The 24,961-nt window shown below is 68.6% G+C and carries 25 protein-coding genes; 16 read left to right on the forward strand and 9 right to left on the reverse strand.

All coding sequences use genetic code 11. The features are described 5' to 3' along the window. Together AC1Z3W_RS24565 and lpdA are read left to right on the forward strand one after the other, a co-directional pair. Window positions 1-1,338, forward strand: coding sequence for a dihydrolipoamide acetyltransferase family protein (locus tag AC1Z3W_RS24565; protein ID WP_483508603.1), 1,338 nt, complete (start codon window positions 1-3; stop codon window positions 1,336-1,338). Between the two features lie 5 nt (window positions 1,339-1,343). Beyond that, window positions 1,344-2,735 carry a dihydrolipoyl dehydrogenase gene (gene lpdA / locus AC1Z3W_RS24570; RefSeq protein WP_483508604.1) on the forward strand — a complete coding sequence of 464 codons (1,392 nt, stop codon included), beginning with the start codon at window positions 1,344-1,346 and terminating at the stop codon, window positions 2,733-2,735. 86 nt (window positions 2,736-2,821) lie between these two features. On the opposite strand, the gene AC1Z3W_RS24575 is transcribed toward lpdA, so the two are convergent. Beyond that, on the reverse strand, window positions 2,822-3,796 hold the full coding sequence (locus tag AC1Z3W_RS24575; protein WP_175826041.1) for an alpha/beta fold hydrolase: 975 nt from the start codon (window positions 3,794-3,796) through the stop codon (window positions 2,822-2,824). Window positions 3,797-3,943: 147 nt separating this feature from the next. Here AC1Z3W_RS24575 and AC1Z3W_RS24580 point away from each other — a divergent pair, with 147 nt between their 5' ends. From AC1Z3W_RS24580 to AC1Z3W_RS24600, 5 genes are all read left to right on the forward strand, one after another. Next, window positions 3,944-4,960, forward strand: a complete 1,017-nt coding sequence (locus AC1Z3W_RS24580; RefSeq protein ID WP_124833285.1) for an AraC family transcriptional regulator — start codon at window positions 3,944-3,946, stop codon at window positions 4,958-4,960. A 144-nt stretch (window positions 4,961-5,104) separates the two neighbouring features. Continuing rightward, entirely contained in the window at window positions 5,105-5,734 is a 630-nt protein-coding gene (locus AC1Z3W_RS24585) for an NAD(P)H-binding protein (protein WP_057927862.1), read from the forward strand. A gap of 15 nt (window positions 5,735-5,749) precedes the next feature. Further along, entirely contained in the window at window positions 5,750-5,881 is a 132-nt protein-coding gene (locus AC1Z3W_RS24590; protein WP_282434884.1) for a hypothetical protein, read from the forward strand. A gap of 304 nt (window positions 5,882-6,185) precedes the next feature. Continuing rightward, window positions 6,186-7,616 carry a purine-cytosine permease family protein gene (locus AC1Z3W_RS24595; protein WP_057927863.1) on the forward strand — a complete coding sequence of 477 codons (1,431 nt, stop codon included), beginning with the start codon at window positions 6,186-6,188 and terminating at the stop codon, window positions 7,614-7,616. A 150-nt stretch (window positions 7,617-7,766) separates the two neighbouring features. Further along, a complete protein-coding gene (locus AC1Z3W_RS24600; RefSeq protein ID WP_124833284.1) occupies window positions 7,767-8,837 on the forward strand; it encodes a porin in 1,071 nt (356 codons plus the stop codon). Window positions 8,838-9,089: 252 nt separating this feature from the next. On the opposite strand, the gene AC1Z3W_RS24605 is transcribed toward AC1Z3W_RS24600, so the two are convergent. Next, complete coding sequence (locus tag AC1Z3W_RS24605) at window positions 9,090-10,295, reverse strand: MFS transporter (protein WP_175826043.1); 1,206 nt, start codon at window positions 10,293-10,295, stop codon at window positions 9,090-9,092. A 767-nt stretch (window positions 10,296-11,062) separates the two neighbouring features. Further along, entirely contained in the window at window positions 11,063-11,974 is a 912-nt protein-coding gene (locus AC1Z3W_RS24610) for a LysR family transcriptional regulator (RefSeq protein WP_057927866.1), read from the reverse strand. A 173-nt stretch (window positions 11,975-12,147) separates the two neighbouring features. Here AC1Z3W_RS24610 and AC1Z3W_RS24615 point away from each other — a divergent pair, with 173 nt between their 5' ends. Next, complete coding sequence (locus AC1Z3W_RS24615; protein WP_124833282.1) at window positions 12,148-13,068, forward strand: pyridoxal-phosphate dependent enzyme; 921 nt, start codon at window positions 12,148-12,150, stop codon at window positions 13,066-13,068. 274 nt (window positions 13,069-13,342) lie between these two features. Here the strand turns inward: AC1Z3W_RS24615 and AC1Z3W_RS24620 are convergent, their stop codons facing one another. Continuing rightward, the gene (locus AC1Z3W_RS24620) at window positions 13,343-14,506 is read right to left on the reverse strand and encodes a DUF2242 domain-containing protein (RefSeq protein WP_483508605.1); all 1,164 of its coding nucleotides are present in this window, start codon (window positions 14,504-14,506) and stop codon (window positions 13,343-13,345) included. Window positions 14,507-14,643: 137 nt separating this feature from the next. Then, the gene (locus AC1Z3W_RS24625) at window positions 14,644-15,537 is read right to left on the reverse strand and encodes a LysR family transcriptional regulator (RefSeq protein ID WP_057927869.1); all 894 of its coding nucleotides are present in this window, start codon (window positions 15,535-15,537) and stop codon (window positions 14,644-14,646) included. Window positions 15,538-15,645: 108 nt separating this feature from the next. Between AC1Z3W_RS24625 and AC1Z3W_RS24630 the strand changes: the two genes are divergently transcribed. Continuing rightward, window positions 15,646-16,401: a TerC family protein gene (locus AC1Z3W_RS24630; protein WP_057927870.1), complete on the forward strand. Its 756-nt coding sequence runs from the start codon at window positions 15,646-15,648 to the stop codon at window positions 16,399-16,401. A gap of 60 nt (window positions 16,402-16,461) precedes the next feature. Next, complete coding sequence (locus AC1Z3W_RS24635) at window positions 16,462-16,764, forward strand: TFIIB-type zinc ribbon-containing protein (protein ID WP_057927871.1); 303 nt, start codon at window positions 16,462-16,464, stop codon at window positions 16,762-16,764. Window positions 16,765-16,871: 107 nt separating this feature from the next. Here the strand turns inward: AC1Z3W_RS24635 and AC1Z3W_RS24640 are convergent, their stop codons facing one another. Continuing rightward, entirely contained in the window at window positions 16,872-17,282 is a 411-nt protein-coding gene (locus AC1Z3W_RS24640; protein WP_057927872.1) for an Hsp20/alpha crystallin family protein, read from the reverse strand. A 16-nt stretch (window positions 17,283-17,298) separates the two neighbouring features. Then, window positions 17,299-17,739, reverse strand: a complete 441-nt coding sequence (locus AC1Z3W_RS24645) for an Hsp20/alpha crystallin family protein (RefSeq protein WP_057927873.1) — start codon at window positions 17,737-17,739, stop codon at window positions 17,299-17,301. A 245-nt stretch (window positions 17,740-17,984) separates the two neighbouring features. On the opposite strand from AC1Z3W_RS24645, the gene AC1Z3W_RS24650 reads away from it, so the two are divergent. Continuing rightward, entirely contained in the window at window positions 17,985-18,902 is a 918-nt protein-coding gene (locus AC1Z3W_RS24650; RefSeq protein ID WP_124833278.1) for a 3-hydroxyacyl-CoA dehydrogenase NAD-binding domain-containing protein, read from the forward strand. A 40-nt stretch (window positions 18,903-18,942) separates the two neighbouring features. Here AC1Z3W_RS24650 and AC1Z3W_RS24655 read toward each other — a convergent pair whose 3' ends face one another. Together AC1Z3W_RS24655 and AC1Z3W_RS24660 are read right to left on the reverse strand one after the other, a co-directional pair. After that, a complete protein-coding gene (locus AC1Z3W_RS24655; protein WP_124833277.1) occupies window positions 18,943-19,221 on the reverse strand; it encodes a DUF4148 domain-containing protein in 279 nt (92 codons plus the stop codon). Between the two features lie 176 nt (window positions 19,222-19,397). Then, window positions 19,398-20,246: a LysR substrate-binding domain-containing protein gene (locus AC1Z3W_RS24660; protein ID WP_039322076.1), complete on the reverse strand. Its 849-nt coding sequence runs from the start codon at window positions 20,244-20,246 to the stop codon at window positions 19,398-19,400. 330 nt (window positions 20,247-20,576) lie between these two features. Between AC1Z3W_RS24660 and madL the strand changes: the two genes are divergently transcribed. The 5 genes from madL (at window position 20,577) to AC1Z3W_RS24685 (ending at window position 24,797) form a co-directional block, all read left to right on the forward strand. Next, window positions 20,577-20,972: a malonate transporter subunit MadL gene (madL, locus tag AC1Z3W_RS24665; RefSeq protein WP_057927876.1), complete on the forward strand. Its 396-nt coding sequence runs from the start codon at window positions 20,577-20,579 to the stop codon at window positions 20,970-20,972. 11 nt (window positions 20,973-20,983) lie between these two features. After that, window positions 20,984-21,751 carry a malonate transporter subunit MadM gene (madM, locus tag AC1Z3W_RS24670; RefSeq protein WP_057927877.1) on the forward strand — a complete coding sequence of 256 codons (768 nt, stop codon included), beginning with the start codon at window positions 20,984-20,986 and terminating at the stop codon, window positions 21,749-21,751. A 154-nt stretch (window positions 21,752-21,905) separates the two neighbouring features. After that, window positions 21,906-23,552 (forward strand): malonate decarboxylase subunit alpha, encoded by a 1,647-nt coding sequence (mdcA, locus tag AC1Z3W_RS24675; protein ID WP_483508606.1) that lies wholly within the window; start codon window positions 21,906-21,908, stop codon window positions 23,550-23,552. A gap of 10 nt (window positions 23,553-23,562) precedes the next feature. Then, entirely contained in the window at window positions 23,563-23,877 is a 315-nt protein-coding gene (gene mdcC, locus AC1Z3W_RS24680; protein ID WP_057927879.1) for a malonate decarboxylase acyl carrier protein, read from the forward strand. Beyond that, window positions 23,874-24,797 carry a biotin-independent malonate decarboxylase subunit beta gene (locus AC1Z3W_RS24685; protein ID WP_483508607.1) on the forward strand — a complete coding sequence of 308 codons (924 nt, stop codon included), beginning with the start codon at window positions 23,874-23,876 and terminating at the stop codon, window positions 24,795-24,797. The genes mdcC and AC1Z3W_RS24685 overlap by 4 nt, the downstream gene beginning before the upstream one ends. Window positions 24,798-24,961 lie beyond the last annotated feature (164 nt).

A 24,961-nucleotide genomic window follows, 5' to 3' on the forward strand; every position in this document is an offset into this window, starting at 1 on the left:
ATGGGGATTCATGTCATCAAGATGCCGGATATCGGCGAAGGGATTGCCGAGGTCGAGCTGGTGGCCTGGCACGTGCAGCCCGGGCAGGTGATCGCTGAAGACCAGCCGCTCGCCGACGTGATGACCGACAAGGCGGCGGTGGAGATTCCGTCGCCGGTCGCGGGCAAGGTGCTCGAACTCGGTGGCCGGATCGGCGAGATGATGGCGGTCGGCAGCGAGCTGATTCGTCTGGAGGTCGAAGGCGATGGCAACCTGAAACAAGGTGCGAAGGCATGCGATGCCGGAGCGGAGGCGACGCCACGTCCGGTAGCCGTCGATGCGCCAGCGAAGTCGTCGACAGTCACCGAAGCAGCCGAAGCGCACGACGCGTCGAAGACGGCGCGTCAACCCGCTGATCGTGCGCCGGCCGAGCCGCGTCGTACCGGACACGCGGTGCCGCCGCGCGCGGCACTCGCGCCGGGCGAGCGGCCGCTCGCGTCGCCGGCGGTGCGCCAGCGCGCATGGGACATGGGCATCGAGCTGCGCTACGTGCGCGGCACCGGCGAAGCCGGGCGGATCCTGCACGCAGACCTCGATGCGTATGCACGTACGGGCGGCGCCGCGGTGCGTGGATCGCAAGCGCACGGCTACGACGAACGCAATGACGAAACCGAGGTGCCGGTGATCGGCCTGCGGCGAGCGATCGCGCGCAAGATGCAGGAAGCGAAGCGCCGCATTCCGCACTTCAGCTATGTCGAGGAGATCGACGTCACCGAGCTCGAATCGCTGCGCGCCGAACTGAACCGACGCCACGGCGACGCGCGCGGCCGGCTCACGCCGCTGCCGCTGCTGATCCGCGCGATGGTGATCGCGCTGCGCGACTTCCCGCAGATCAACGCACGCTACGACGACGAAGCCGGTGTCGTGACGCAATACGGTGCGGTGCACATGGGCGTCGCGACGCAGACGGACGGCGGCCTCACGGTGCCGGTACTGCGTCATGCGGAAGCGCGCGACGTATGGTCGATCTCGGCGGAAATCGCGCGGCTTGCGGACGCGGTGCGTGCGAACCGCGCGCAGCGCGACGAGCTGAGCGGCTCGACGATCACGATCTCGAGCCTCGGCGCGCTCGGCGGAATCGTGTCGACGCCGGTCATCAACCATCCCGAGGTCGGCATCGTCGGCGTGAACCGGATCGTCGAGCGGCCGATGATTCGCGACGGTGCGGTCGTCGCGCGCAAGATGATGAACCTGTCGTCGTCGTTCGACCATCGCGTCGTCGACGGTGCGGATGCGGCCGAATTCATCCAGGCCGTGCGCGGGGTGCTCGAGCGCCCGGCGCTGCTGTTCGTGGAGTGAGCGCGATGCCGAACGAACACACCACATTGCTCGTGGTCGGCGGCGGTCCGGGCGGCTACGTCGCGGCGATTCGCGCGGGGCAGCTCGGCATTCCCACGGTGCTCGTCGAGCGCGAACGCCTTGGCGGCACGTGCCTGAACATCGGCTGCATTCCGTCGAAGGCGCTGATTCATGTCGCCGACGCGTTCGAGCAGGCGTGCGGGCAGGCCGGTGAAGGCATGCTGGGGATTCGCGTGCGCACGCCGGAGATCGACATCGCGAAAAGCGTCGCGTGGAAGGACGGCATCGTCGAGCGGCTCACGCGCGGCGTCGGCGCGCTGCTGAAGAAGCACGGCGTGCGCGTGCTGCATGGCGACGCGTGCGTCGTCGACGGCAAGACGGTCGATGTCGTTGCCGGCGACGGCACGACGCGCATCGCATGCGAACATCTGCTGCTCGCGACGGGTTCGGAGCCGGTCGCGTTGCAGTCGATGCCGTTCGGCGGGCACGTCGTGTCGTCGACGGAGGCGCTGTCGCCCGCATCGTTGCCGAAGCGGCTGGTTGTCGTCGGCGCCGGCTACATCGGGCTCGAACTCGGGACCGTCTATCGCAAGCTCGGCGTCGACGTCAGCATCGTCGAAGCGGCGGAGCGCGTGCTGCCCGCGTACGACGCGGAACTCGCGAAGCCGGTGGCCGATTCGCTCGCGCGGCTCGGCGTCGGATTGTGGCTGGGCCACCAGGTGCTGGGCCTCGCGAGCGACGGCGCGGTGCGCGTGCAGGCACCCGACGGCGCAGAGAAGACGCTGCCGGCCGATCGCGTGTTGGTCGCGGTCGGCCGTCGGCCGCGCGTCGACGGCTTCGGGCTCGACGCGCTGCCGCTCGATCGCAACGGCCGCGCGCTGCGGATCGACGACGCATGCCGGACGTCGATGCGCAACGTATGGGCGATCGGCGATGTCGCCGGCGAGCCGATGCTCGCGCATCGCGCGATGGCGCAGGGCGAGATGGTGGCCGAGCTGATCGCGGGTCGGCGCCGCAAGTTCACGCCGGCGTCGATCCCGGCCGTGTGCTTCACCGATCCCGAGGTCGTCACGTCCGGCTGGTCGCCCGATGACGCGAAGGCGGCCGGCGTCGATTGCATCGGCGCATCGTTCCCGTTCGCGGCGAACGGACGCGCGATGACGCTGCAGGCGACCGACGGTTTCGTGCGCGTCGTCGCGCGGCGCGACACGCACCTGATCGTCGGCTGGCAGGCGGTCGGGCGCGGTGTGTCGGAGCTGGCCGCGGCGTTCACGCAGTCGCTCGAGATGGGCGCGCGGCTCGAGGACATCGGCGGCACGATCCATGCGCATCCGACACTCGGCGAAGCGATGCAGGAGGCGGCGTTGCGCGCGCTGGGGCACGCGTTGCACGTGTGACGCGCACGCCGGTATCGATGGCCGAACGAAGCCCCGCGGTGACGGGGCTTTCTGTTTGCGTCGTCAGCAGGCATGGATCGTTGTGCTCACGACAATTCCCGCGCCCGAGCGGGCTGCGCCGTCACGTCGCGATAGAACGCATCGATCGCCTCCACCATCTGCGCAAGCCCCGGCTGTTCGAGCGGATAGTGGCCGGCGTTCTCGAGCATCGCGACCTTGACCGGCACGTTGCGGATGCGCGCGAGGAACGGTTCGCTCAGGTGCTTCGGTGTCCAGCGGTCCGCGGCCGGCTGCGTGAGCAGGACAGGGCAGACGCGGAAATGCTCCGGCTCGAGCGCCGGCCGATACGACATGTACGAATCGAGAAAGGCCATCGTCATCGCGTTGCCGGCCGACGTGCGATCGGACAGCCATACCTTCAGCGCGTCGTCGCGGTTGACGAGCGCGTGCATCTTGCTCGCGAGCGACATCGGGATGCGCATCGCGCGCAGCGGCGTCTTCGCGGTGAAGTGCGTCATCGGGCCGCCGACGCGGCTCATGAACAGGTTGCGCGCGGTTTCGTCGCGCACCTGCTGAAGGCGCTGATCGAGGAACGTCATGCCGACGATGCCATCGACCCTGTCGTTCAACGCGGCCACATGATAGGTCAGCATGCCACCCGCGCTCAGCCCGTAGAGCACGACCGGGCGGTCGTCCTTCGCGCGCTCCGCGTCGATCAGGTCGCTGCCGGCGCGCACCCAGTCGTCGTAGCGCACGAGCGCGCCACGTGCGACTTCGGTCATCCCGTATTCGGGCATGTCGACCGCGATCGTCTCGTAGCCGCGACGCGCGAGCTGCTCGCCGGCGATCATCGACATCTGCCGCCCGTTGGTGCCGACGCCATGGAACAGGATCACCTTCACCCTGGCCTCGGGATTGCGATACGTGTCGAGGTGGAGGCGATGACCGTTCCAGTGCCACCATTCTTCGTGCGGCTCGCGCTCGGCCGTCCACTGGAAGTCGGGCGGCAGGAAGGCCTGCATGGCGCGCCAGGCGGGCTGGTCTGCATAGGTCCTGGACATGGCGGCGGTCTCCGGTCGATTGCCCGAAAGGGCGGGTTGCGATGGCTCCCATCATGATTCGGCGACCGGTCGCCGACCATGCTGGCGCGGGCCAACCGCTTTAGAATCTAGGCCAACATACGTCCAACACCCGTCACGAGGCGTCCGATGAACGTCTGGAATTTTGCCCGCAGCCCGGCTTCCGTCCTGCTGATGATCGCGTTCGGGCGCGCGCGCGGGATCGCGCCGGCGGCCTTGCTGAAGGGCTCGCAACTGACGCTGAAGCAACTCGCCGATCCGGACTTCACGGTGCTGGCCGCGCAGGAACTGACGGTCGCGTCGAACCTGCTTGCGCTGACCGGCGACGCACCCGGCGTCGGCCTGACGGTGGGCCTGTCGTACCAGCTTTCGGCATACGGGCTGCTCGGGTACGGGCTGCTGAGCAGCGCAACCGGCATGGACGCCGTGGCGCTCGCGGGCCGCTATCTGGCGCTGACCTATACGTTCGTCGGGATGACGTACCGTCGTGCCGGCCGGCACGACGCGATCGTATTCGACGCGGCGCCGGAGCTGTCCGCGCCGCTGCAGCGCTTCTTCGTCGAGCGCGCGATGGGGGCGACCTGCCGCGTGCTGCACGACGCGGTCGGCGACGCGTTCGAACTCGCGACGTTCGATCTCGCGTACGACGCGGAGCCGGGCGGTCGGCAGGTACTCGGCACGCGGCTCCGGTACGGGCGGCCGGCCAATACGATCACGTTCGAGCATGCGCACCTCGAACGGCCGTTGCCGCAGGCCAACGCCGCGACCGCCGCGATGTGCGAGCGCATGTGCGCGGAGCTGATCTCGCGCCGGCGCACGCGCGTCGATTTCGTGTCGTTCCTGAACGAGTACCTGTCCACGCGGCCGTTCGATCGCCCGCCGCAACTGAAGGACATCGCGACGCTGCTGAACACGAGCGAGCGCACGCTGAAGCGTCGGCTGCAGGAGGAGGGCGCGAGCTTTCGCGACATCTCGAATGCGGTGCGCAAGACGCGCGCGCAGACGCTGATTGCCGAAGGGCGGCTGTCGGTCAAGGAGATCGCGCAGGAGCTGGGGTTCAGCGACATGTCGTCGTTCTCGCAAGCGTACAAGCGTTGGACCGGTGTTGCACCGAGCGTGTCGCGGCAGGCGGGAACGGGGGCATAGCGGGCGGTTGCGGGTTGCCGTTGACCCGCCCGCGCGAAGCGTTCATCGTGTCGATTCCACGCTGATTCACCGGCGGCACCCGGTGGGACCACGGCGGCCTGTCATGGCGACAGCCGGTGCCGGCCTCATACGGAACAAACGAACATGAAACTGTTGCTCGTCGGCGCGACCGGACTTGTCGGGCGCCACGTCCTCGAAGTCGCACTGGCCGACGCGCGGGTGGACGAGGTCGTCGTGCTCGCGCGCCGGCCGCTGTCGCCGCATCCGAAAATGCGCGCGCTGACGATCGACTTCGATCACCTGCCAGAGGCGGCCGACTGGTGGCAGGCCGACGCGGTGATCTGCACGCTTGGCACCACGATGCGGGCCGCGGGCTCACAGGCCGCGTTCCGCCGCGTCGATCACGACTATCCGCTCGCGGTCGCGCGGCTCGCGCACCGGTCCGGCACGCCGACCTACGTGCTGAATTCCGCGCTCGGGGCGGACCCGGCGTCGCGCATCTTCTACAACCGCGTGAAGGGCGAGGTCGAGCGTGCGCTCGCGGGCATCGGGTTCGCGTCGCTCACCTGCGTGCGGCCGGGCCTGATCGGCGGCAACCGCGACGAGTTCCGGTTCGGCGAACGGATGCTGGTGCTTGCGCTGAGCATCGCCGGACCGCTGCTGCCGTCGAAATGGCGCGTGAATCCCGCGCCGCGCATTGCACGCGCGCTGCTCGACGCGGCCCTCGACGCGCGGCCGGGCGTGCATGTCATCGGATCGGAACGGCTCGCCTGATCCGGAACGGGCGACGTGCTGCCCACGCACGTCGCCGGCACGGATGAACGAGCGGACGCACGCGCCGGCTATTCGCGCGCGAAGCTGTCGAGCGGGCCGAACTGTCCCGCGAGCGCATCGCAGAGCGCGTCGTCCGCCGACACCTGAGCTTTCATCTTCCATACGCACGCCCGGCGCCTTCACGGTTGGGCGTGTCCCGTTTTCTCAGACGATTTCGAAAATTTCCGGACACCGGGTAATCACCGATATCACCAAAGTTGTATATACAAGATCATCCGCTGGCAATCTCGGCACACGTCGTGCCGGTTGCGCGCCAGCGTGCAGACCGTGCGTGCGTGGCGCATGCCGGCGATCCACGGCGCACCGCACCCGACGAGCCGAACGGCCGGCTCGGCACGTTTCCTGTCTCGTCCAAACCATTTGTGATCCTCAGTATCTTGGAGATTTTCCCGTGTCAACGAATCCCAGTGGAAAAGCCGGCGGCCTGATCGAGGTACGCTCGATCGATTTCATTCCCGACGCCGAGCGCCACGGCGGCCTGCTGAGCCAGTTCACGCTGTGGCTGTCGGCGAACATGCAGATCACGGCCATCGTCACGGGCGCGCTGGCGGTCGTGCTCGGCGGCGACGTGTTCTGGTCGCTGGTCGCGCTGCTGCTCGGCCAGTTCGTCGGCGGTGCCGTAATGGCGCTGCACGGCGCGCAAGGGCCGCAGCTCGGCTTGCCGCAGATGATCTCGAGCCGCGTGCAGTTCGGCGTCTACGGCGCGATGATCCCGATCGTGCTCGTGTGCCTGATGTATATCGGTTTTTCCGCCAGCGGCTCGGTGCTCGCCGGGCAGGCTGTCGCGCAATTGCTGCACGTCGACGACGCGGCCGGCATCCTGCTGTTTGCGGCCGTGATCGTCGTGCTGACGGTGTTCGGCTATCGCGCGATCCACTTCGTCGGCCGGATCGCGAGCGTGGTCGGCATCGCCGCGTTCGTCTACATGTTCACGCAGCTGTTCGCGAACCACGACGTCGGCGCGCTGCTCGCGAACAAGCACTTCTCGCTCGCGAGCTTCCTGCTGTCGATGTCGCTGTCCGCATCGTGGCAGATCGCGTTCGGCCCGTACGTCGCCGACTATTCGCGCTACCTGCCGCGCTCGACGTCGTCGGTCGCCACGTTCCTCGCGGTCGGCCTCGGCTCGGTGATCGGCGCGCAGGCCGCGATGGTGTTCGGCGTGTTCGCGGCCGCGCTGGCCGGCAGCCAGTTCGCACACCATGAGGTGTCGTACATCGTCGGCCTCGGCTCGACGGGCGCCGTCGCCGCGCTGCTGTACTTCAGCATCGCGTTCGGCAAGGTGACGGTGACCGCGCTCAACGCATACGGCAGCTTCATGTCGATGGCGACGATCGTCAGCGGTTTCCGCGGCAAGGGCGCGGTGTCGTCGCGCAGCCGTCTCGTCTACATCTTCGGGATGATCTGCGTGTCGACGCTGATCGCGCTCGCCGGCCGCCATTCTTTCCTGAAGGAATTCACCGCGTTCATCCTGTTCCTGCTCGCGTTCTTCACGCCGTGGAGCGCGATCAACCTGGTCGACTACTACTGCTTTACGCGCTCGCGCTACGACGTGCCGGCACTGTCCGATCCGGATGGCCGCTACGGCCGCTGGAACGTGATGGCGATCACGATCTACGTGGTCGGCATCCTGGTACAGCTGCCGTTCATGTCGACGCACATCTACACGGGGCCGCTCGTCGACGCGCTCGGCGGTACCGACATCTCGTGGATTCTCGGACTCATCGTGCCGGCCGCGCTGTACTACGTCGGTGCGCGTGCGTCGCGACGCAGCATCCCCGAGCGCCTGATCCTGCCGCTCGAGCGCGGCGAGGTTCACCACTGACGCATCGCGTCATCCATCGGGCCGGCCAGCAGTCGGCCTGAGCGGCCCGCCGCGCCTGGCAGCCGCGCTGCACATTCCTTCGTTATCCGCGATGCCGGCACGGCAGACCACCGTGCGCGGCATCGTTCCTTTCTCTTTTCATTGGATAGTATGACTAAACGAGTGAACGCACGAGACAATCGTTCCCGGGCGCGATCGGCGCATGCCGGTCTTCGCATGACCGTCGCGGCCGCATGTCTTGCCGGTTCAGGCGCCGCGCTCGCGCAGGACGGCGTCACGCTGTACGGGGTGATAGACGAATTCGCGCAGTACGTGAACACCGGCAACGGCTACACCGCGGCGATCGGCTCGGGCGGCCAGTGGGGCAGCCGCTTCGGGGTGAAGGGCGGCGAGGATATCGGCGGCGGCCAGAAGATCGAGTTCGCGCTCGAGAACGGCTTCAATCCGAACGACGGTTCGCTCGCGAGTTCGGGCAGCATGTTCAATCGTCAGGCGTGGGTCGGCATCGCGGGGCAGTGGGGCAAGGTGCGCGCGGGCCGCCAGAATTCGCCGCTGTTCAACGACCAGGGCGGGCAGGACGCGTTCGGTGGTGTCACGCAGGCGTCCGGCATGGACAACCTGACCGTGTTCTCGTTCCGCACGAGCAATACGCTGTCGTACCAGAGCCCCGAGATCGCCGGCTTCCAGGCCGGGCTGTACTTCGGCTTCGGCGATGCGGGCGGCGTGCGTTCGGCAGGCTCGAGCCAGCAGTTCGACGTGACCTACGAGCACGGTCCGTTCGCGGCGTTCGTCGCGGGGCAGTGGCTGAAGAACGCGACGGCGACCACGACCGATCGCACGATCATGGCCGGCGCATCGTACGCGATCGGCAAGGCGACCGTGTACGGCGGCTTCTCCGCGGTGAAGTGGGCCGACCTCGGGATCGATTCGCGCGTGTACGGGTTGTCGCTCAAGTACCAGCTCAACCCGGCGAACTATGTCGCGCTCGGCTATGCGTACCTGCACGACCAGACGTCGCAGGGCGACAACGCGGACCAGTTCGGGCTGATGTACGAATACGACCTGTCCAAGCGCACGAGCTTCTATGGTGCGCTGTCGTACCTGCGCAACCGCAATCAGGCCGGCTACACGCTCGCCGGTGCGGCGAACCCTGGCCTGCCGCTCGCATATCCGGGCGCGAACGCGCGCGGCGTGCAACTCGGCATCGTGCATCGCTTCTGACGGTGCATCGGGCGCTGGGCCGTGTGGCGCGGCGCCGGCTTCCTTCCTTTTGCGAGAGCGCGCATTCGCGCGCCTACATTCCCGGCCGTTCCGCTCGAGCGCCTCGATGCGCATGCGCATGCGTTCTTCGGCGGGTTCGCCACCGCGTGGATACGTCGAGGCGACGACGCGCGGCCCGTGAGCGAAAACGCCCGCGTCGAGATCTCCACGCGGGCGTTTTCAATTGCAGTGCCGTATATCGACGCCGCGCGCTTACGAATTCGCCGCGGCCGGCGCACGGCGGCGTTGCATCATCTGCACTGCGACCAGCGCAAGCCCTGCCGCGGCGATCAGCCCGCCGACGAGCGGCACGGCCGCGTAGCCGAAGCCGGCCGAGATCGCGGCGCCGCCGGCCGCCGCACCGACTGCGTTGCCGAGGTTGAACGCACCGATGTTGACGGCCGACGCGAGGCCCGGCGCGTCATGTGCGGCACGCATCACGCGCATCTGCAGCGGCGGGACCACCGCGAATGTGGCAACACCCCAGACCAGCAGCGTGACCGCGGCACCGGCATGCGTGCGGGCGAGCAGCGGGAACGCGGCCATCGTCACGATCAGCAGCACCAGGAAGCCGATCAGCGTGCCGTCGAGCGAGCGGTCGGCGAGGCGGCCGCCGGCGATGTTGCCGATCGAGAAGCCGACGCCGATCAGCACGAGCATCGCGGTGACGAAGCCGGGCGTCGCACCGGTCAGGTGTTCGAGCGTCGGTGCGACATACGTGTACAGCGTGAACATCGCGCCGGCGCCGAGCACCGTGGTCGCGAGCGCGCCGAGGACGACGGGGCGCGTCAGCACCGACAGTTCGGCACGCAGGTTCGGCATCTTGCCGGCCGCGCCCTTCGGCAGTGCGGCGAACAGGCCGGCGATCGCGATCACGCCGAGCGCCGCGGTAGCCGCGAACGACATGCGCCAGCCGATCATCTGGCCGAGCCAGGTCGCGGCCGGCACGCCGCCGACGTTCGCGATCGTGAGGCCCATGAACATCGTCGCGACCGCGCTGGCCTGCTTTTCACGCGGCACGAGGCCGGCCGCGACCACCGAGCCGAGCCCGAAGAACGCGCCGTGGTTCAGGCTCGTGACGAGTCGTGCGAGCAGCAGCGTCGTGTAGTCCGGCGCGACGGCCGACAGCAGGTTGCCGATCGTGAAGATCGACATCAGCGCGATCAGCGCCGAGCGGCGCGACCAGCGCGCGAGCAGCAGCGTCATCAGCGGCGCGCCGACCATCACGCCGATCGCATACGCGCTGATCAGCATGCCGGCCTGCGGAATCGACACGTGCACGCCGTCGGCGATCACGGGCAAGAGGCCCATCGGCGAGAACTCGGTCGTGCCGATGCCGAACGCACCGGCGGCGAGCGCCAGCAGCGGCAAAGCCGCGCTGCCGCCGGGGCGGGAAGGAGAAGAAGTCGTGGTGTTCACGCGATGCGCTCCTGTAAGCAGTGGGCAACGGCACCGGGCCGTTGTGGACAGGATGAAGTGTGCCTGCATGACTTTTGCGAAAAAAGCCGTGTTCGGACGAAATTATCTTGATTTCATGTCAACAATACGCGGATTCGGGGTGGCGTGTGCGGTGTGCGCGGCTCGCGGCGCCGGGGCTTGTGGCGATTCGTGGCTCGAAGCCGGCTGCCGGCCGTGCCGACGATCGACTGCGCGCCGGGTGAAAGGCTTTCGTCATCCGAAAGGCGTGTGGTGTCGGGACACGGAGCACGAGCCGGTTGTGCGCCGCGTTTGCGATGTGGCCGGCTTTCGACGCAGGGCGGGCGGCAGACGGCGGCGCAGTGTCGGTCAGCCGACTGGTCGCGGCGCGAACGCGTCATCCTTGCCACTGACCCTTTACCGGCGCGGCGCGAGGCCAAAAAAAACCCGGTCACAGGGGGACCGTGACCGGGGTAGAAAGGCATCCTCTCATTGGCACGAGGGTTGGATGCGGGCGCAGTATATTTCGGGGCAGAGCATTTCGAAATGACGTTAAACGGCTGTTTTTGGTGTCAATTTAAAAAGTACCGGCGTCACGGCGCCGATCGTCATCGATTTGAAAGATATTCCGTCCGTTCGAGCGGATGTTTGGCGTGCGATGACAGGGAAGCCGGCCGTCTTGCGACGCGCCGCGCAGGTGAGCGGATCCGCGGCCAGGCGATGCTGCGCAATCCGTCGCAGGCGCGCGGGTCGAGCACGCCGGCGGGCGGTCAGTCCGTGTGGCCGGCCGCGGCGCGCACCGCGTCGAGAAACCGCGCGACGACGGGGGAAGGCGGCGCCGCCGCGCCGTCGAACACGAACTCGATGTCGAAGCGGCTCGCGAGTTCGTCGAGCGCGACGAGCCTGACCGTGCGCGGACACGTCGGCGATGCGCTTTCCGGCACGAATGCGCAGCCCATGCCGGCCGCCACGAGACCGATCAGCGTCGGAATGTCGCTGCCGACCTGCGCGATGCGCGGCGTGAAACCGGCCCGCTCACACTGCGCCATCAGGAAGCGGTGGTGCGCGGCGGAGCGCTGCGCGTCGAACCAGACGAACGGTTCGTGCGCGACGTCGGCGAGCGTGCGCGGCGCGTGGAAGCGGCCGCCGGGCGGCGCGGGCATTGCCAGCACAAAGCGGTCGCTCAGCAGCCGCACGCCCGACAGATGCGGTGCCTCGTCGCGGCGCCACGCCATGATGCCGCCGTCGAGCTGGCCGCGCGTCAGTGCCGCCGCCTGTTCGGCCGACAGCATCGGCGCGATCGACAGCTTCACGTCCGGACACGCGTCTCGAAACGCCTTGAGCACGTTCGCGACGACCGGCAGCGGCAGCCAGTTCGGCAGCGCGCCGAGCCGCAGTTCGCCGAGCCGGCCGGCCGCGCTGCGCAACGCGCGCTCGCGGCTCTCCTGCAACGTCGCGAGCAGGCCGGTTGCATCCTGCAGGAAACTCGCGCCGGCCGCCGTGAGCGTGACGCCCGTCGCGCGGCGGACCAGCAGCGGCGTGCCGATCGCGTCCTCGAGTTCGCGGATCTGCCGCGACAGCGCGGGCTGGACGATTCCGGCCGCGCGGGCGCCGGCCATCACGCTGCCGGCTTGCGCGACCGCCACGAAGTAACGCAGGTGACGCAGTTCGATCTGACGCATGCGGGGCGGGCTCCGGTTTCGATTCAGTGCGATTCAGTGGATATGCCTGTAAAGCATAGCAAGTGCCATTCAATAGTATTGGAAAGCATGACGGGCGTGTCGTACGATGGTCGCCGTTGCCGGGCCTTTCAGAGGCCGCGTGCGTTCCCTTCGTCCCGACCGCGTCCCGCACCATGCCGCTTCATATCCAGACCCCCTATATCCGTTCGCAAATCGCGTCGCGCCGCCTCGGCACGAACATCCGGCTGAAGCTCGACGCGCTGCAGCCGTCCGGCTCGTTCAAGTTGCGCGGCATCGGCGCGGTTTGCGAAGCGCGGCATGCGGCCGGCGCGCGCCGGTTCGTGTCGTCGTCGGGCGGCAACGCGGGCATCGCGGTCGCGTATTGCGGTCGCGAGCTCGGCGTGCCGGTGCTCGTCGTCGTGCCGGAAACGGCATCGGCCCGCGCGCGCGAGCTGATCCGCGTTGAAGGCGCGGAGGTGGTCGTGCACGGCGCGAGCTGGGCCGAGGCGAACGCATTCGCGCTGTCGGCCGTCGGCGCGCACGACGCGTTCGTGCATCCGTTCGACGACCCGGTGCTGTGGCAAGGGCACGCGACGATCATCGACGAGATGGCGGCGACCGGCCCGAAGCCCGACGCGGTCGTGCTCGCGGTCGGCGGCGGCGGGCTGCTGTGCGGCGTGCTCGAGGGGCTCGCGCGCAACGGCTGGCACGACGTGCCGGTCGTTGCGGTCGAGACGGAGGGCGCCGACAGTTACGCGCGCTCGCTCGCGAAGGGGCACCCGATCGAATTGCCGGCGATCACGAGCATCGCGACGTCGCTCGGTGCGAAGCGGCCGTGCGACGCGGCGGTCGAATGGGCGACGCGGCATGCAATCCATCCGGTCGTGGTGTCCGATGCGCAGGCGGTCGCTGCATCGCTGCGGTTCCTGGAAGAGCACCGGATCGTCGTCGAACCGGCGTGCGGCGCCGCGCTGGCCGCGCTCGAACGGTCGGTGCCGGTGCTCGCTTCGGCGGCTGATATCGCGGTGATCGTGTGCGGCGGCGTGACGGCGACGGTCGAGCAGTTGCAGACGCTGAACGCGACGTTGCGGTAACGCGTCAACGCGCGTGACACGGCGCAGCCGGCAGGCGATGCGGCCGAAGACGTAGCGGCAGGGTGACGGCGGGGCGGGAACGGCCGCGGGCATCCGCGAAACCCCGATTGGCGTTGTCTGTCGCGACGGACTGTTCCCGAGCGCCGGTCACGTCACGGCGAGCATGCGCAGCCGGTGGGCGGGTGTGCGGCCCACTCGCCGGACGGTGACAGGCAGCGGCGCACGTGGCGCGCCGCGCGCAATGGGCGCACGGCGCGCAGAGGCGGTCGCGCAGTCAGTTCGTGGATGGTGCGCTGGCACCGGTCGGTGCGGACGAGGCGACGGGATTGGCAGCTGGAGGCGCCGGCGTCTTCTCTGCCGATGCCGAAGCAGCGTTCGACGGTGCAGATGCGGATGCCTCAGATATGGGCGTGGACGATGCCGGCGTTGCGGCAGAAGGCGTCGATGCCGAAGCGGGTGTCGGAGCAGAGGCGGGTACCGAAGCCGAAGCAGGGGCCGGGGCCGAAGCACTAGCCGGAGCCGAAGCACGGGCTGAAGCTGAAGCACTGGCCGGAGCCGAAGCACGGGCTGGAGTCGAAGCCGTGGTCGGAGCCGAAGCAGGCGCCAAGGTCGAAGCCGGTGCCGAAGCAGAAGCCGGCACCGAAGCCACACCAGCCCCCACACCCCGCATCGCCCCCGGCGCGACCACGGCCGATGCCGCGCCAGGCACGGCCGGCACGACGGGCGTGCCCGAAGTCGGCGCGACGCTCGGCACCGACAGCGGCACCGGCGCGGCCGGCGGCGTCGGCACGACGGGCGTCGTCATCTTCATCGGCTCGCCTTGCGGCGTCGGCGCGGGTTCGGGCAGCGGCGTGACCGGCTCCTTCTCGGCCGCCTTCACGGTCGCGCGATCGCGGTGGGCCGGATCGATCTTCAGGAAATGCTCGACGAGATTGAAGAAGCGCTCGTAGAACACGCCGGCGGGAATCGTCTCGCTCGCGGTCTTCACGAGCGCGTCGTCGCTCGACCCGATCGGCAGCGACAGCGAACCGAACACGCTGAGCCCGACGCTCGCCGACGTATTCGACTTCTTCAGCGTGTAGCGGTCCTGCACCGCGTTCACGTACGCGATGCTCGACGTGCCGTCCGCGTTCGCGTCCGCGCACACGACGTGAAACTCGATCACGACGTGCATGTCGTTGCTCGGCTGGAAATTCTTGCTGCCGTCGACCGCATCGTTGCGCGACGACGACACGACATAGCCCTGGCTCAGCAGCGCGCGACGCGCGGCCTCGCAGGCCGCGTCGGATTTCGAGCGGAACGTGTGCGCATACGGGCTGCTCGTCGCGTCGAACTGCTCCTGCTGGTAGATCGGCTTGGGCGGCGACGAGCACGCCGCCAGCACGGTCGCGGCCGCGAGTGCGCACGAAACGGAAAACAGGCGAAATCGGTTGTGCATGGCGTCTTTCAAAAGGCTCGGCGAGATGCCGCGCGGGGCTGCGGCGCAGGGCGCACAACGGCGGTGCCGGTGCGATGCGCGTGGCAATCTCGTATGGCCGGGGCGTCATTATAGTTTCGTTTGATGTCGCGCTTGCTTCAGCCGGCCGGCGCCGGCCGCGCGGCGGCGAGCAGTTGCGACGCGAGCGGATGGTGTTCGCCGCGCCGTGAGCGGATCGCGTGGATTTCCTCGGTCACGTCGCCCGCACGGCCGAGCCGGCGCAGCCCACGCAGCAGCGACGCGTCGTTCGCGCCGAGTTCGCTGAGCGGAAACACGCCGAGGCCGCGTGCCGCGAACACGGCCATCAACGCGCTGTCCTCGAATTCCCCAGCCACGCGCGGTACGACCCGTTCCTGCTCCAGCCACCGGTCGAGGCGTGCGCGCAGCGCCGAATGGGCGGTCGGCAGCAGCACCGGCAGCTCGGCGAGGCACTGCGGAAAGCGCTGCCGCGCGGCCGGCGTGACGAGCACGGCCGGCCCGTACCAGTCGACCGGCGATGCGACGAGCCGCTCGCTCGTCACGCGCAGATTCGACCCCGACGGCGCACCCTGGCCGGCCAGCACGAGATCGAGGTGATGTAGCGCCAGCTCCGCGAGCAGTGCATCGTGCTCGCCCTCGTGGCACAGCAGTCGCAGCGTGGGCGTATCGAGCACCGGTGCGAGAATCGCATGCGCGGCGAGCTTCGAGATCCCGTCCGCGAGGCCGACCGCGAGCCGCACGGTCGGCTGGCTGGCCGCCGCGCGCACTTCGTCGGGGATCAGCCGGCCCATCTCGAAGATGACCTCAGCGCGCGCATACGCGGCCTGGCCGGCATCGGTCATCGCGACGCCGCGCCCGGCCGGGCGCAGCAGCTGGTGGCCGAGCGACTTCTCCAGTTCGCGCACCTGCGCGCTGATCGTCTGCACGGCCATGTCGAGCCGCTCGGCGGCGCGCGCGAAGCCGCCTTCCTTCACGACGACCCAGAAATAGTACAGATGTCGGAAATTCAGCATCGGATCAATATTTCGGAAAAACCGAACCAAAAATCAGATTCTCTCTGATTTTTGCGAAGTCGTGAGTCGCCTATCATCGGGCTTTCCACATTCGAATCGGCCCTTTTCATGGACTACCTGCTGACGCTTGCCGCCGACCCCGCCGTCTGGGCTGCGCTCCTGACGCTCGTCGTGATGGAAGTCGTGCTCGGCATCGACAACCTGATCTTCATCTCGATCCTCAGCAACAAGCTGCCCGAAGCGCAGCGCGCCCGCACGCAGCGCCTGGGCATCGCGCTCGCGCTCGTGATGCGCCTCGCGCTGCTCGGCAGCGTCGCGTGGATCGCCAGTCTCACCGAACCCGTGTTCACGCTGTTCGATCACGCGTTCTCGTGGCGCGACATGATCCTGCTGGCGGGCGGCCTGTTCCTCGTGTGGAAGGCGACCACCGAGATCCACCATCACGTGTCACATGACGGCGACGGCGCGGGCGCATCCGGCGGCGCGGCCGGCCTGACGGTATGGGCCGCGATCGGCCAGATCGTGATGCTCGACATCGTGTTCTCGATCGACAGCATCGTGACCGCGATCGGCATGACCGAGCACATCCCGATCATGTTCGTCGCGGTGATCGTCGCGGTGAGCGTGATGTTGTTCGCCGCGCAGCCGCTCGCACGCTTCATCGACCGCAACCCGACCGTCGTGATGCTCGCGCTGTCGTTCCTCGTCGTGATCGGCATGACGCTGATCGCGGAAGGTTTCGGTTCGCACGTGCCGAAGGGCTATATCTACGCGGCGATGGCATTCTCGGCGTTCGTCGAGGGCATGAACATGCTGGCGCGGCGTGCGAAGGCAAAGCGCGCGGCGCGGGGCGAAGCTCACTGAGCAAGCGGGCGGGCCGAGGCCCGTCCTTGATTCGGAATTCTCAACGAAAGGAGAAGCGCGATGAAATGTCCGGTCTGCAAGACGCCCGACCTGCTGATGGCGGAGCGCCAGTCGATCGAGATCGACTACTGTCCGACGTGCCGCGGCGTGTGGCTCGATCGCGGCGAACTCGACAAGCTGCTCGCACGCGAAACCGGCGACGTGCCGGCACGCCGCGACGAGCCGCCCGTGCGGCACGATGCGCATGCACCGCGCGGGCGTGACGATGGCTGGGGGCGCGACGGTCGCCCGCACGATGATCGTTACCGGCACGACGGCCAGCGTCGCAAGAAGTCGGTGTTCGACCTGTTCGATTTCGATTGAGCGCGACGGCGTGCGCGTGTCACGTCGCATGTTGAAAAAAGCCCCGCCAGGTGTCATGCCTGGCGGGGCTTTGTCATGCGCGTTACGCGATGAGCACGTGCCGGCGCTTACGCGTTGCCGGCCGTCACGTCGATGCGGCGCGGGCGCGTTTCCTCGCGGCGCGGAATCGTCAACGTGAGCACGCCGTCGCGCAGGCTCGCATCGATTCTCGACGTATCGAGGTCGGGGCTCAGCACGAACGTGCGCACGAAGCGCGGCGCGCGGACTTCGGCGTGCCGCACGCGCAGGTCGGCCGGTGTGTCGATGCGCGTGTCGGCTTCGATCGTCAGCGTGTTGTCGTGCACCTTCACGTCGAGGTTCTCGCGCGGCACGCCCGGCAGGTCGGCGCGCAGCGTGACGCGCTGCCTGTCTTCGACGATATCGACGGCCGGCGTGATCGCAGGCCGGCGCGCGGCGTCGATGGCAGCCGCATGGGCGGCACCGGTCTGGCGTTCGCTCAGGGTCTGGCTCGTATTCATGTCGTTCTCCTGAAGGTTACTGAACGGGGATCGCACGCGGCTTCGATGCCTCGCGCCGGCCGACGCGAATCAGCAGGCAGCCGTTTTCATAGCGGGCGCTGACGTTGTCGGCGTCCGCGTTCTGCGGCAGTTCGACGACGCGGCGGAATGCGCCGTGAAAGCGCTCCTGCGCATAGGTGCGCAGCTCGTCGCCGGCATCCTGCGGCACGGGCTTGCGCTCGCCGCTGATCGTCAGTAGCTCCTTGTCGATCGATACGTCGAAGTCGGCCGCGGCCATGCCGGGAGCGAACGCGACGATCTCGATCGCGTCGTCGGTCGCGCCGACGTTCAGCGCGGGAAACGCGCTCGGCCGCACCGCGCGGATGCCGGTCGGAAGCTCGCCGAACAGGCTCGCCATCTGCCGCTGCACGCGGGCGAATTCGTCGAACAGGTCGTGGCCGTTATGGATGCTGCTCATGAAGGTCCTCCGGAACATGGAACGCGAAAGACGCGACGACGCGACGCCGATGGCGAGTGCGACGCGCGGTTTTCCGCTGAGTCGAAACGGGGGCAGTGCGCGTGACGGGCACTGCCTGACAACCGGTAATTAGAGGCTGCCGCAGCGGTTTTCAAGAGGGAAATTGCAACCGGCATCAACGCGTGGCGATGCGGTTCGATGCGACAATCGTCGCGCTATCCACAGACCACGGAGACGGAACGGACATGGACATTCAACGCATCGCGATCGTCGGGGCCGGCGTGATCGGCGCGAGCTGGGCGGCTTTCTATCTGTCGAAGGGCTTCGACGTCGTCGCGACGGATCCCGCGCCGCAGGCCGACGCGCGGCTGTGCGACGCACTCGCTGCATTCCTCGGCGAGCGCGCCGCCGAGCTTTCCGCGCGGCTGTCGTTCGACGCGGATCTCGTGCGCGCGCTCGACGGCGTCGATTTCGTGCAGGAAAACGGCCCCGAGCGGCTCGACCTGAAGCGTGCGCTGTACCGGCAGATGGACGCCGTGCTGCCCGCGCGCGTACCGATCGCGTCGAGCTCGTCGGGCCTGAAGATGTCCGAGATCCAGACCGCGTGCGACAAGCATCCGGAACGCTGCCTGATCGCGCATCCATTCAACCCGCCGCACCTGATTCCGCTCGTCGAGCTGGTCGGCGGCGACGCGACCGACCCCGGCGTGATCACGCGCGTGAAGGATTTCTACGACGCACTCGGCAAGCAGACGATCGTGCTCAACAAGGAAATGACCGGCCACGTCGCGAACCGGCTCGCAGCCGCGCTGTTTCGCGAGGTATATCACCTCGTGGGCGAAGGCGTGGTGAGCGTCGCCGATGCGGACAAGGCGGTCGCGTGGGGCCCGGGGTTGCGCTGGGGCCTGATGGGACAGTGCCTGACCTATCACCTCGGCGGCGGCGCGGGCGGGATCGCGCACTTCCTCGAACACTTGTCGGGGCCGATCACGTCCTGGTGGGACGACCTCGGCACGCCGTCGTTCGATCCGGCCGTCGATCGCAAGCTGAACGACGAACTGCGCGCGATCCAGGGCGAGCGTTCGATGCAGGAACTGGCGGCCGAGCGCGACCGGCTGCTCGTCGAGCTGATCGACGCGCGGCGCCGCAGCTTCCTGCCCTGAGCGGGTCGCCGCGCCGCGTTTCGGCCGGGTCGTGAAAGGGCTATTGCTGCGTGACCATCTGCGGTGCCTGCGGCGTCTGCGCGAGCCACGCGGGCTGCACGGCCTGCACCAGTTCGCGATTGCGCGCGCGCGTCGCGGCATTCGGCGGATAGTTGCCGTCGTTGGTCGGCAGTTCGCCGTCGAGATAGGCCTGCTTCAACTGGGCGATGACCTCCGCACGCGTCAGGCCCTGTGCGGGTACCGTGGCATCGGTTTGCGCAAAGGCGGGGGACAGCAGCGCGGCTGCGGCGGTCGCGACGGCGAATCGCAAGACGTTCATGGTGTGCTCCGATCAAGGGGACGGGACAGCGGGCGCGCGGCACACTGCCGTGCGTTCCGATGGGTCCCATTGTCGCGAGCGCGTACTGCACGGACGCTGACGCGTTCCGGGCGAGGCTGTCAGTTGCGCGCGAACGCCGCCGCGGGGCGGCACCGGCGCGATGGCGAAGGCTTTCGCTACAGTTCGGCCGCCGCCGCGATCAGCGTCGCTTCGAGCGCGAGCGTCGAGCGTGACGCAGCCGCGGGCCGGTCGATCACGTATTCGAGTTCGCCGAGTTCGGGCAGCCCCGCGTCGAGCCGCGCGAGCCCGGCCGGAATCACGTAGCCCGCGAATGCGCTGACGCCGAGCCCCGCGCTCGCGGCCGCGCGCAGCACCGCGATGCTGCTGCTCACGACGGCGATCCGGTAAGGGCGGCCGACCGCCTCGAGCGATTCGAGCACGCGGCGGCGCGACACGCTCGGCTCCGGATGCATCGCGAGCGGCAGCACGGCTTCGTGACCGGTGATCCGCGAATCGGGGCCGGTGCACCAGTACAGCGGTTCGCTGCGGATCACGCGGCCGCGCCGGCTGCCCGCGACGCGCTTCGCGAACACGAGATCGTGGCGGCCTTCGTCGAGCGCATCGAACAGGTCGCCCGACAACCCCGTCGAGATCGCGAGCTCGACTTCCGGATTGCGCTGCACGAAGCTCGCGAGCGCGGCCGTCAGGTGCGCGGACGCGAAATCCTCCGACATCGCGAGCCGCACCTTGCCCGACAGCGGCGGCCCGCACACCGACGTGACGGCCTCGTCCATCAGTTCGAGGATGCGCACCGCGTAGCGGAACAGCGCGTCGCCGTGCTGCGACAGGTGCACGTTGCGCGTATCCCGCTCGAACAGCGGCCGGTCGAGCAGCTCCTCGAGGCGGCGGATGTGCTGGCTGACGGTCGACTGCGACAGGCTCACGCGCTCGGACGCGGCGGTGAAGCTGCCGGACTGGGCGACGGCGACGAAGCTGCGCAGCAGCTCGGGCGGTAAGGGACGCATTGCTAAATCCACTGAATCGGTTTCGACAACTTCATAAATGGCCGGATTTTGCGGCGCTAGTATCGGATCACGCCCTGGTGCGGCCCATGCAAGCGGGGCGCACCGGACGCGTAGCCCGTGTCGCGCCGCCGGCTTGCTTCGGTCAGTCTAAGCCATCCGGCGTCCGGCCCGAAACCGCATCATTCCATCGACCCCGAGAACGCGCTCGCACGACGAGCCGCCGGGCCGCGGCGCACCGCCGCAGGAGACAGGCAGTCCGCACGGGATCGGCGTGCGGGCCCGGCTCCCGCAGGTGTCAGGCGCCCGTCACGAAGAGACTGGAGACGACTCATGATCATCTATGGAACCGCGCTGCTGGCGTTCTGCCATCTGGCCGGACTGTTCCTCGGCGACCTGCTGGGCGCCGCGATCGGCGTGAAGACCAACGTCGGCGGCGTCGGTATCGCGATGCTGCTGCTGATCTGCCTGCGCCTGTGGCTGCACCGGCACGGCTGGCTGCCGAAGGAGACCGAAGCGGGCGTCGGTTTCTGGGGCGCGATGTACATCCCGGTCGTCGTCGCGATGGCCGCGAACCAGAACGTCGTCGCCGCGCTGAAGGGCGGGCCGGTCGCGCTGCTCGCGGCCGTCGGCGCGGTGGCGATCTGCGCATGCTGCATCGCGGTACTCGTGCGCATGGGGCGCGACGACACGGCCTTCGCGGGCGTGCCGCAATTTGAAGAACAGTGACGGAGGCCGCCATGCTGCAGATGCTCGAAAAAACCGTCGCCCACAACGGGCTCGTCGCGTCGTTCGCGCTGGTCGGCCTGATCATGTGGCTGTCGTCGATCGCGTCGCGCAAGCTGACGTTCGGCCGCGTGCACGGCTCCGCGATCGCGATCGTGATCGGTCTTGCGCTCGCGTATGTCGGCGGCGCATTCACCGGCGGCGAGAAGGGAATCGCCGACGTGCCGCTGTTCGCCGGCGTCGGCCTGATGGGCGGCGCGATGCTGCGCGATTTCGCGATCGTCGCGACCGCGTTCGAAGTGCAGCCGACCGAGGCGCGCAAGGCCGGGCTCGTCGGCGTCGTGTCGCTGCTGCTCGGCACCGTGCTGCCGTTCATCGTCGGCGCGTGCATTGCGCGTGCGTTCGGCTATACCGATGCGGTCAGCATGACGACCATCGGCGCGGGCGCCGTCACCTATATCGTCGGGCCCGTCACGGGCGCGGCGATCGGCGCGAGCTCCGACGTGATCGCGCTCAGCATCGCGACGGGCCTCGTGAAGGCGATCATCGTGATGGTCGGCACGCCGGTCGCGGCTAACTTCATGGGCCTGAAGACGCCGCGCTCCGCGATGATCTTCGGCGGGCTGGCCGGCACCGTCAGCGGCGTGAGCGCGGGCCTCGCCGCGACCGACCGCCGGCTCGTGCCGTACGGCGCGCTGGTCGCGACGTTCCATACCGGCGTCGGCTGCCTGCTCGGCCCGTCGGTGCTGTTCTTCGCGACGCGCGCGCTGATCGGCGCGTAGCCGCCGCGAGCGATTCGGGCGGCCTGTGCGTGCAGCCGGTGCGCGCGGGCCGCATCCATCGCGGCGTCCTCTGAGTCGCATTCGTCAACATCATCAATCGGCGGCGGCGCCCGGCTTAGAATGCCGCTGAACCATCGAAGCGGGAGAACTGTTCATGACGGGATGGAATCACGCGCGGCAAGCGCGCGATGCACGCCTCGCGGCCGGCGCGGCGTACGCGCAGGGCAAGCGGGTCGATGCGCGCGACACCGTCGCGTTGCTCGAAGCGGTGCTGCGGCCGGGCGACCGCGTCTGCCTCGAAGGCGACAACCAGAAGCAGGCCGACCTGCTCGCGACGGCGCTCGCCGATGTCGACAGCGCGAAGATCCACGACCTGCACATGGTGCAGTCGGGCGTCGTGCTGCCCGAGCATCTCGACGTGTTCGAGCGCGGAATCGCGAAGCGTCTCGACTTCGCGTATTCGGGCCCGCAGTCGCAGCGGATCGCGAAGCTGCTGTTCGGCGGGAAGATCGCGCTCGGCGCGGTGCACACGTATCTCGAGCTGTTCGCGCGCTACTTCATCGACCTCACGCCGCAGGTCGCGCTGATCGCGGCGGTCAGCGCGGACGCGGACGGCAACCTGTACACCGGCCCGAACACGGAAGACACGCCGACCGTCGTCGAGGCCACCGCATTCAAGGACGGCATCGTGATCGCGCAGGTCGACCGCATCGTCGACAAGGTGCCGCGCGTCGACATTCCGGGCGACCGCGTGCATTTCGTCGTCGAGGCCGGCCGGCCGTTCTACGTCGAGCCGCTGTTCACGCGCGACCCGGCCGCGATCACCGAAACGCAGATCCTGACCGCGATGCTCGCGATCAAGGGCATCTACGAACCGTACGGGATCAAGCGCCTGAACCACGGGATCGGCTTCAACACGGCCGCGATCGAGCTGCTGCTGCCGACCTACGGCGCGAAGCTCGGGCTGAAGGGCAAGGTCTGCACGCACTGGGCGCTCAATCCGCACCCGACGCTGATCCCCGCGATCGAATCGGGCTGGGTCGAGCAGATCCACTGCTTCGGTTCCGAAGTCGGGATGGACGACTACATCCGCGCGCGCTCCGACGTATGGTTCACCGGTCCCGACGGGTCGCTGCGCTCGAACCGCGCGTTCTGCCAGACTGCCGGCCTCTATGCGTGCGACATGTTCATCGGCTCGACGCTGCAGATCGACCTGTCCGGCCATTCGTCGACGGTCACGGCCGAGCGGATCGCCGGTTTCGGCGGCGCGCCGAACATGGGCAGCGACGCGCGCGGCCGGCGTCACCCGAGCGAGCCGTGGCTGAAGGCCGGCGCCGAAGCCGACCCCGACACGCCGGCGGCGCTCAGGCGCGGCCGCAAGCTGGTCGTGCAGATCGGCGAGACGTTCGGCGACAAGAACGTGCCGATGTTCGTCGAGAAGCTCGACGCGCTGAAGCTTGCCGACAAGCTGCAGCTCGACCTCGCGCCGATCATGGTCTACGGCGACGACGTCACGCACATCGTCACCGAGGAAGGGATCGCGAACCTGCTGATGTGCCGCGACAAGGATGAACGCGAGCACGCGATCCGTGGCGTCGCCGGCTATACGGAAATCGGCCGCGGCCGCGACCGGAAGATGGTCGAGCGGCTGCGCGAGCGCGGCGTGATCCGCCGCCCGGAGGATCTCGGCATCGATCCGCTCAACGCCGATCGCCGCTGGCTCGCCGCGCGCTCGATCAAGGATCTCGTGCACTGGTCGGGTGGGCTCTATGCACCGCCGGCCCGGTTCCGCAACTGGTGAGGAAGAGGGCATGGAACAGTTGAACTATCGCTTCACCGCGCGCGAGCGCGCGAAGGGCGAGCAGGCCGCGGCGCTCGTCGGCGTGGTCGCGTCCGGCAACCTCGAGGTGCTCGTCGAGCGCGTGCTGCCGGGCAACGAATGCGAGATCGACATCCGCACCGCGGCGGTCGGCTTCGGCACGGTATGGCAGGCCGTCGTGTCGGACTTCGTCGAACGGCGCGCGCCGGGCGGCCTGAAGCTGTCGATCAACGACGGCGGTGCGCGGCCAGACATGGTGTCGCTGCGGCTCGCGCAGGCCGTGCGCGCGATCGAGGGGGACGCATGACGAACGAAGTGATCCACGACGCGCCCGCGTTCGTCGCGAACGGCGCGAGCTGGTACGAAGCGTCGGCGCGCCAGCGTGTCGACGGGCTGCTCGACGCGGGCAGCTTCACGGAATTTCTCGGCCCGGGCGAACGCGTGACGAGCCCGCACCTGCCGCTGTTCGACCTGCCGCAGCAGTTCGACGACGGAATGGTGGCCGGCCACGGCCGGCTCGACGGCCGGCCGGTGTTTGTCGCCGCGCAGGAAGGTCGCTTCATGGGCGGCGCGTTCGGCGAAGTGCACGGCGCGAAGCTCACGGGCTTGCTGCGCGCGGCGCGCGACCTCGGCACGCCGGTGCTGATCCTGTTCGATACGGGCGGCGTGCGGCTGCAGGAGGCGAACGCGGGCGAACTCGCGATCGCCGAGATCATGCGTGCGCTCGTCGAGGCGCGTGCGGCCGGCGTGCCGGTGATCGGGCTGATCGGCGGGCGCGCGGGCTGCTACGGCGGCGGCGGGCTGCTCGCGGCGTGCTGCTCGGCGCTTGCGGTGTCCGAGCAAGGGCGCATCAGCGTGTCGGGCCCCGAGGTGATCGAGACCAATCGCGGCGTCGAGGAATTCGACGCGAAGGATCGCGCGCTGATCTGGCGCACGATGGGCGGCAAGCATCGCCGGCTGATCGGCGGCGCGGACCGCTATGTAGCCGACACGCCCGACGCGTTTCGCGCGGCCGCGCTCGAACTGATCGGCCGTGCGCCGACGTTCGATGCGGCGATGCTGCGCGCGGAACAGGCGCGTCTCGAAGCGCGCGTCGAACGGTTCGGTGGATGCAAGGACGCGCTCGACGTGTGGCGCGCGCTCGGCGCGAACACGCCGGAAGCGATCCCCGGCATGCCCGACGATGAATTCGCGAAGCTCGCCGATCAATTGCAGGAGCAGAAATGAAACGACCCCCACGCTCACTTCGTTCGCTGTCGACCGGAGTTAGCGCTTCAGCGCTTACTCCGGTCCCATGCACGGCTCCCCCCGAGGGGGCGCCTGCCGTCCACGGCCGGCTTTGCAAAGCCGACCGGCTGCGCGGGCGCGGAGCGATGCTCCGCGAATTCTCC

It is taken from the genome of Burkholderia sp. 10_S31 (genome assembly GCF_056930375.1).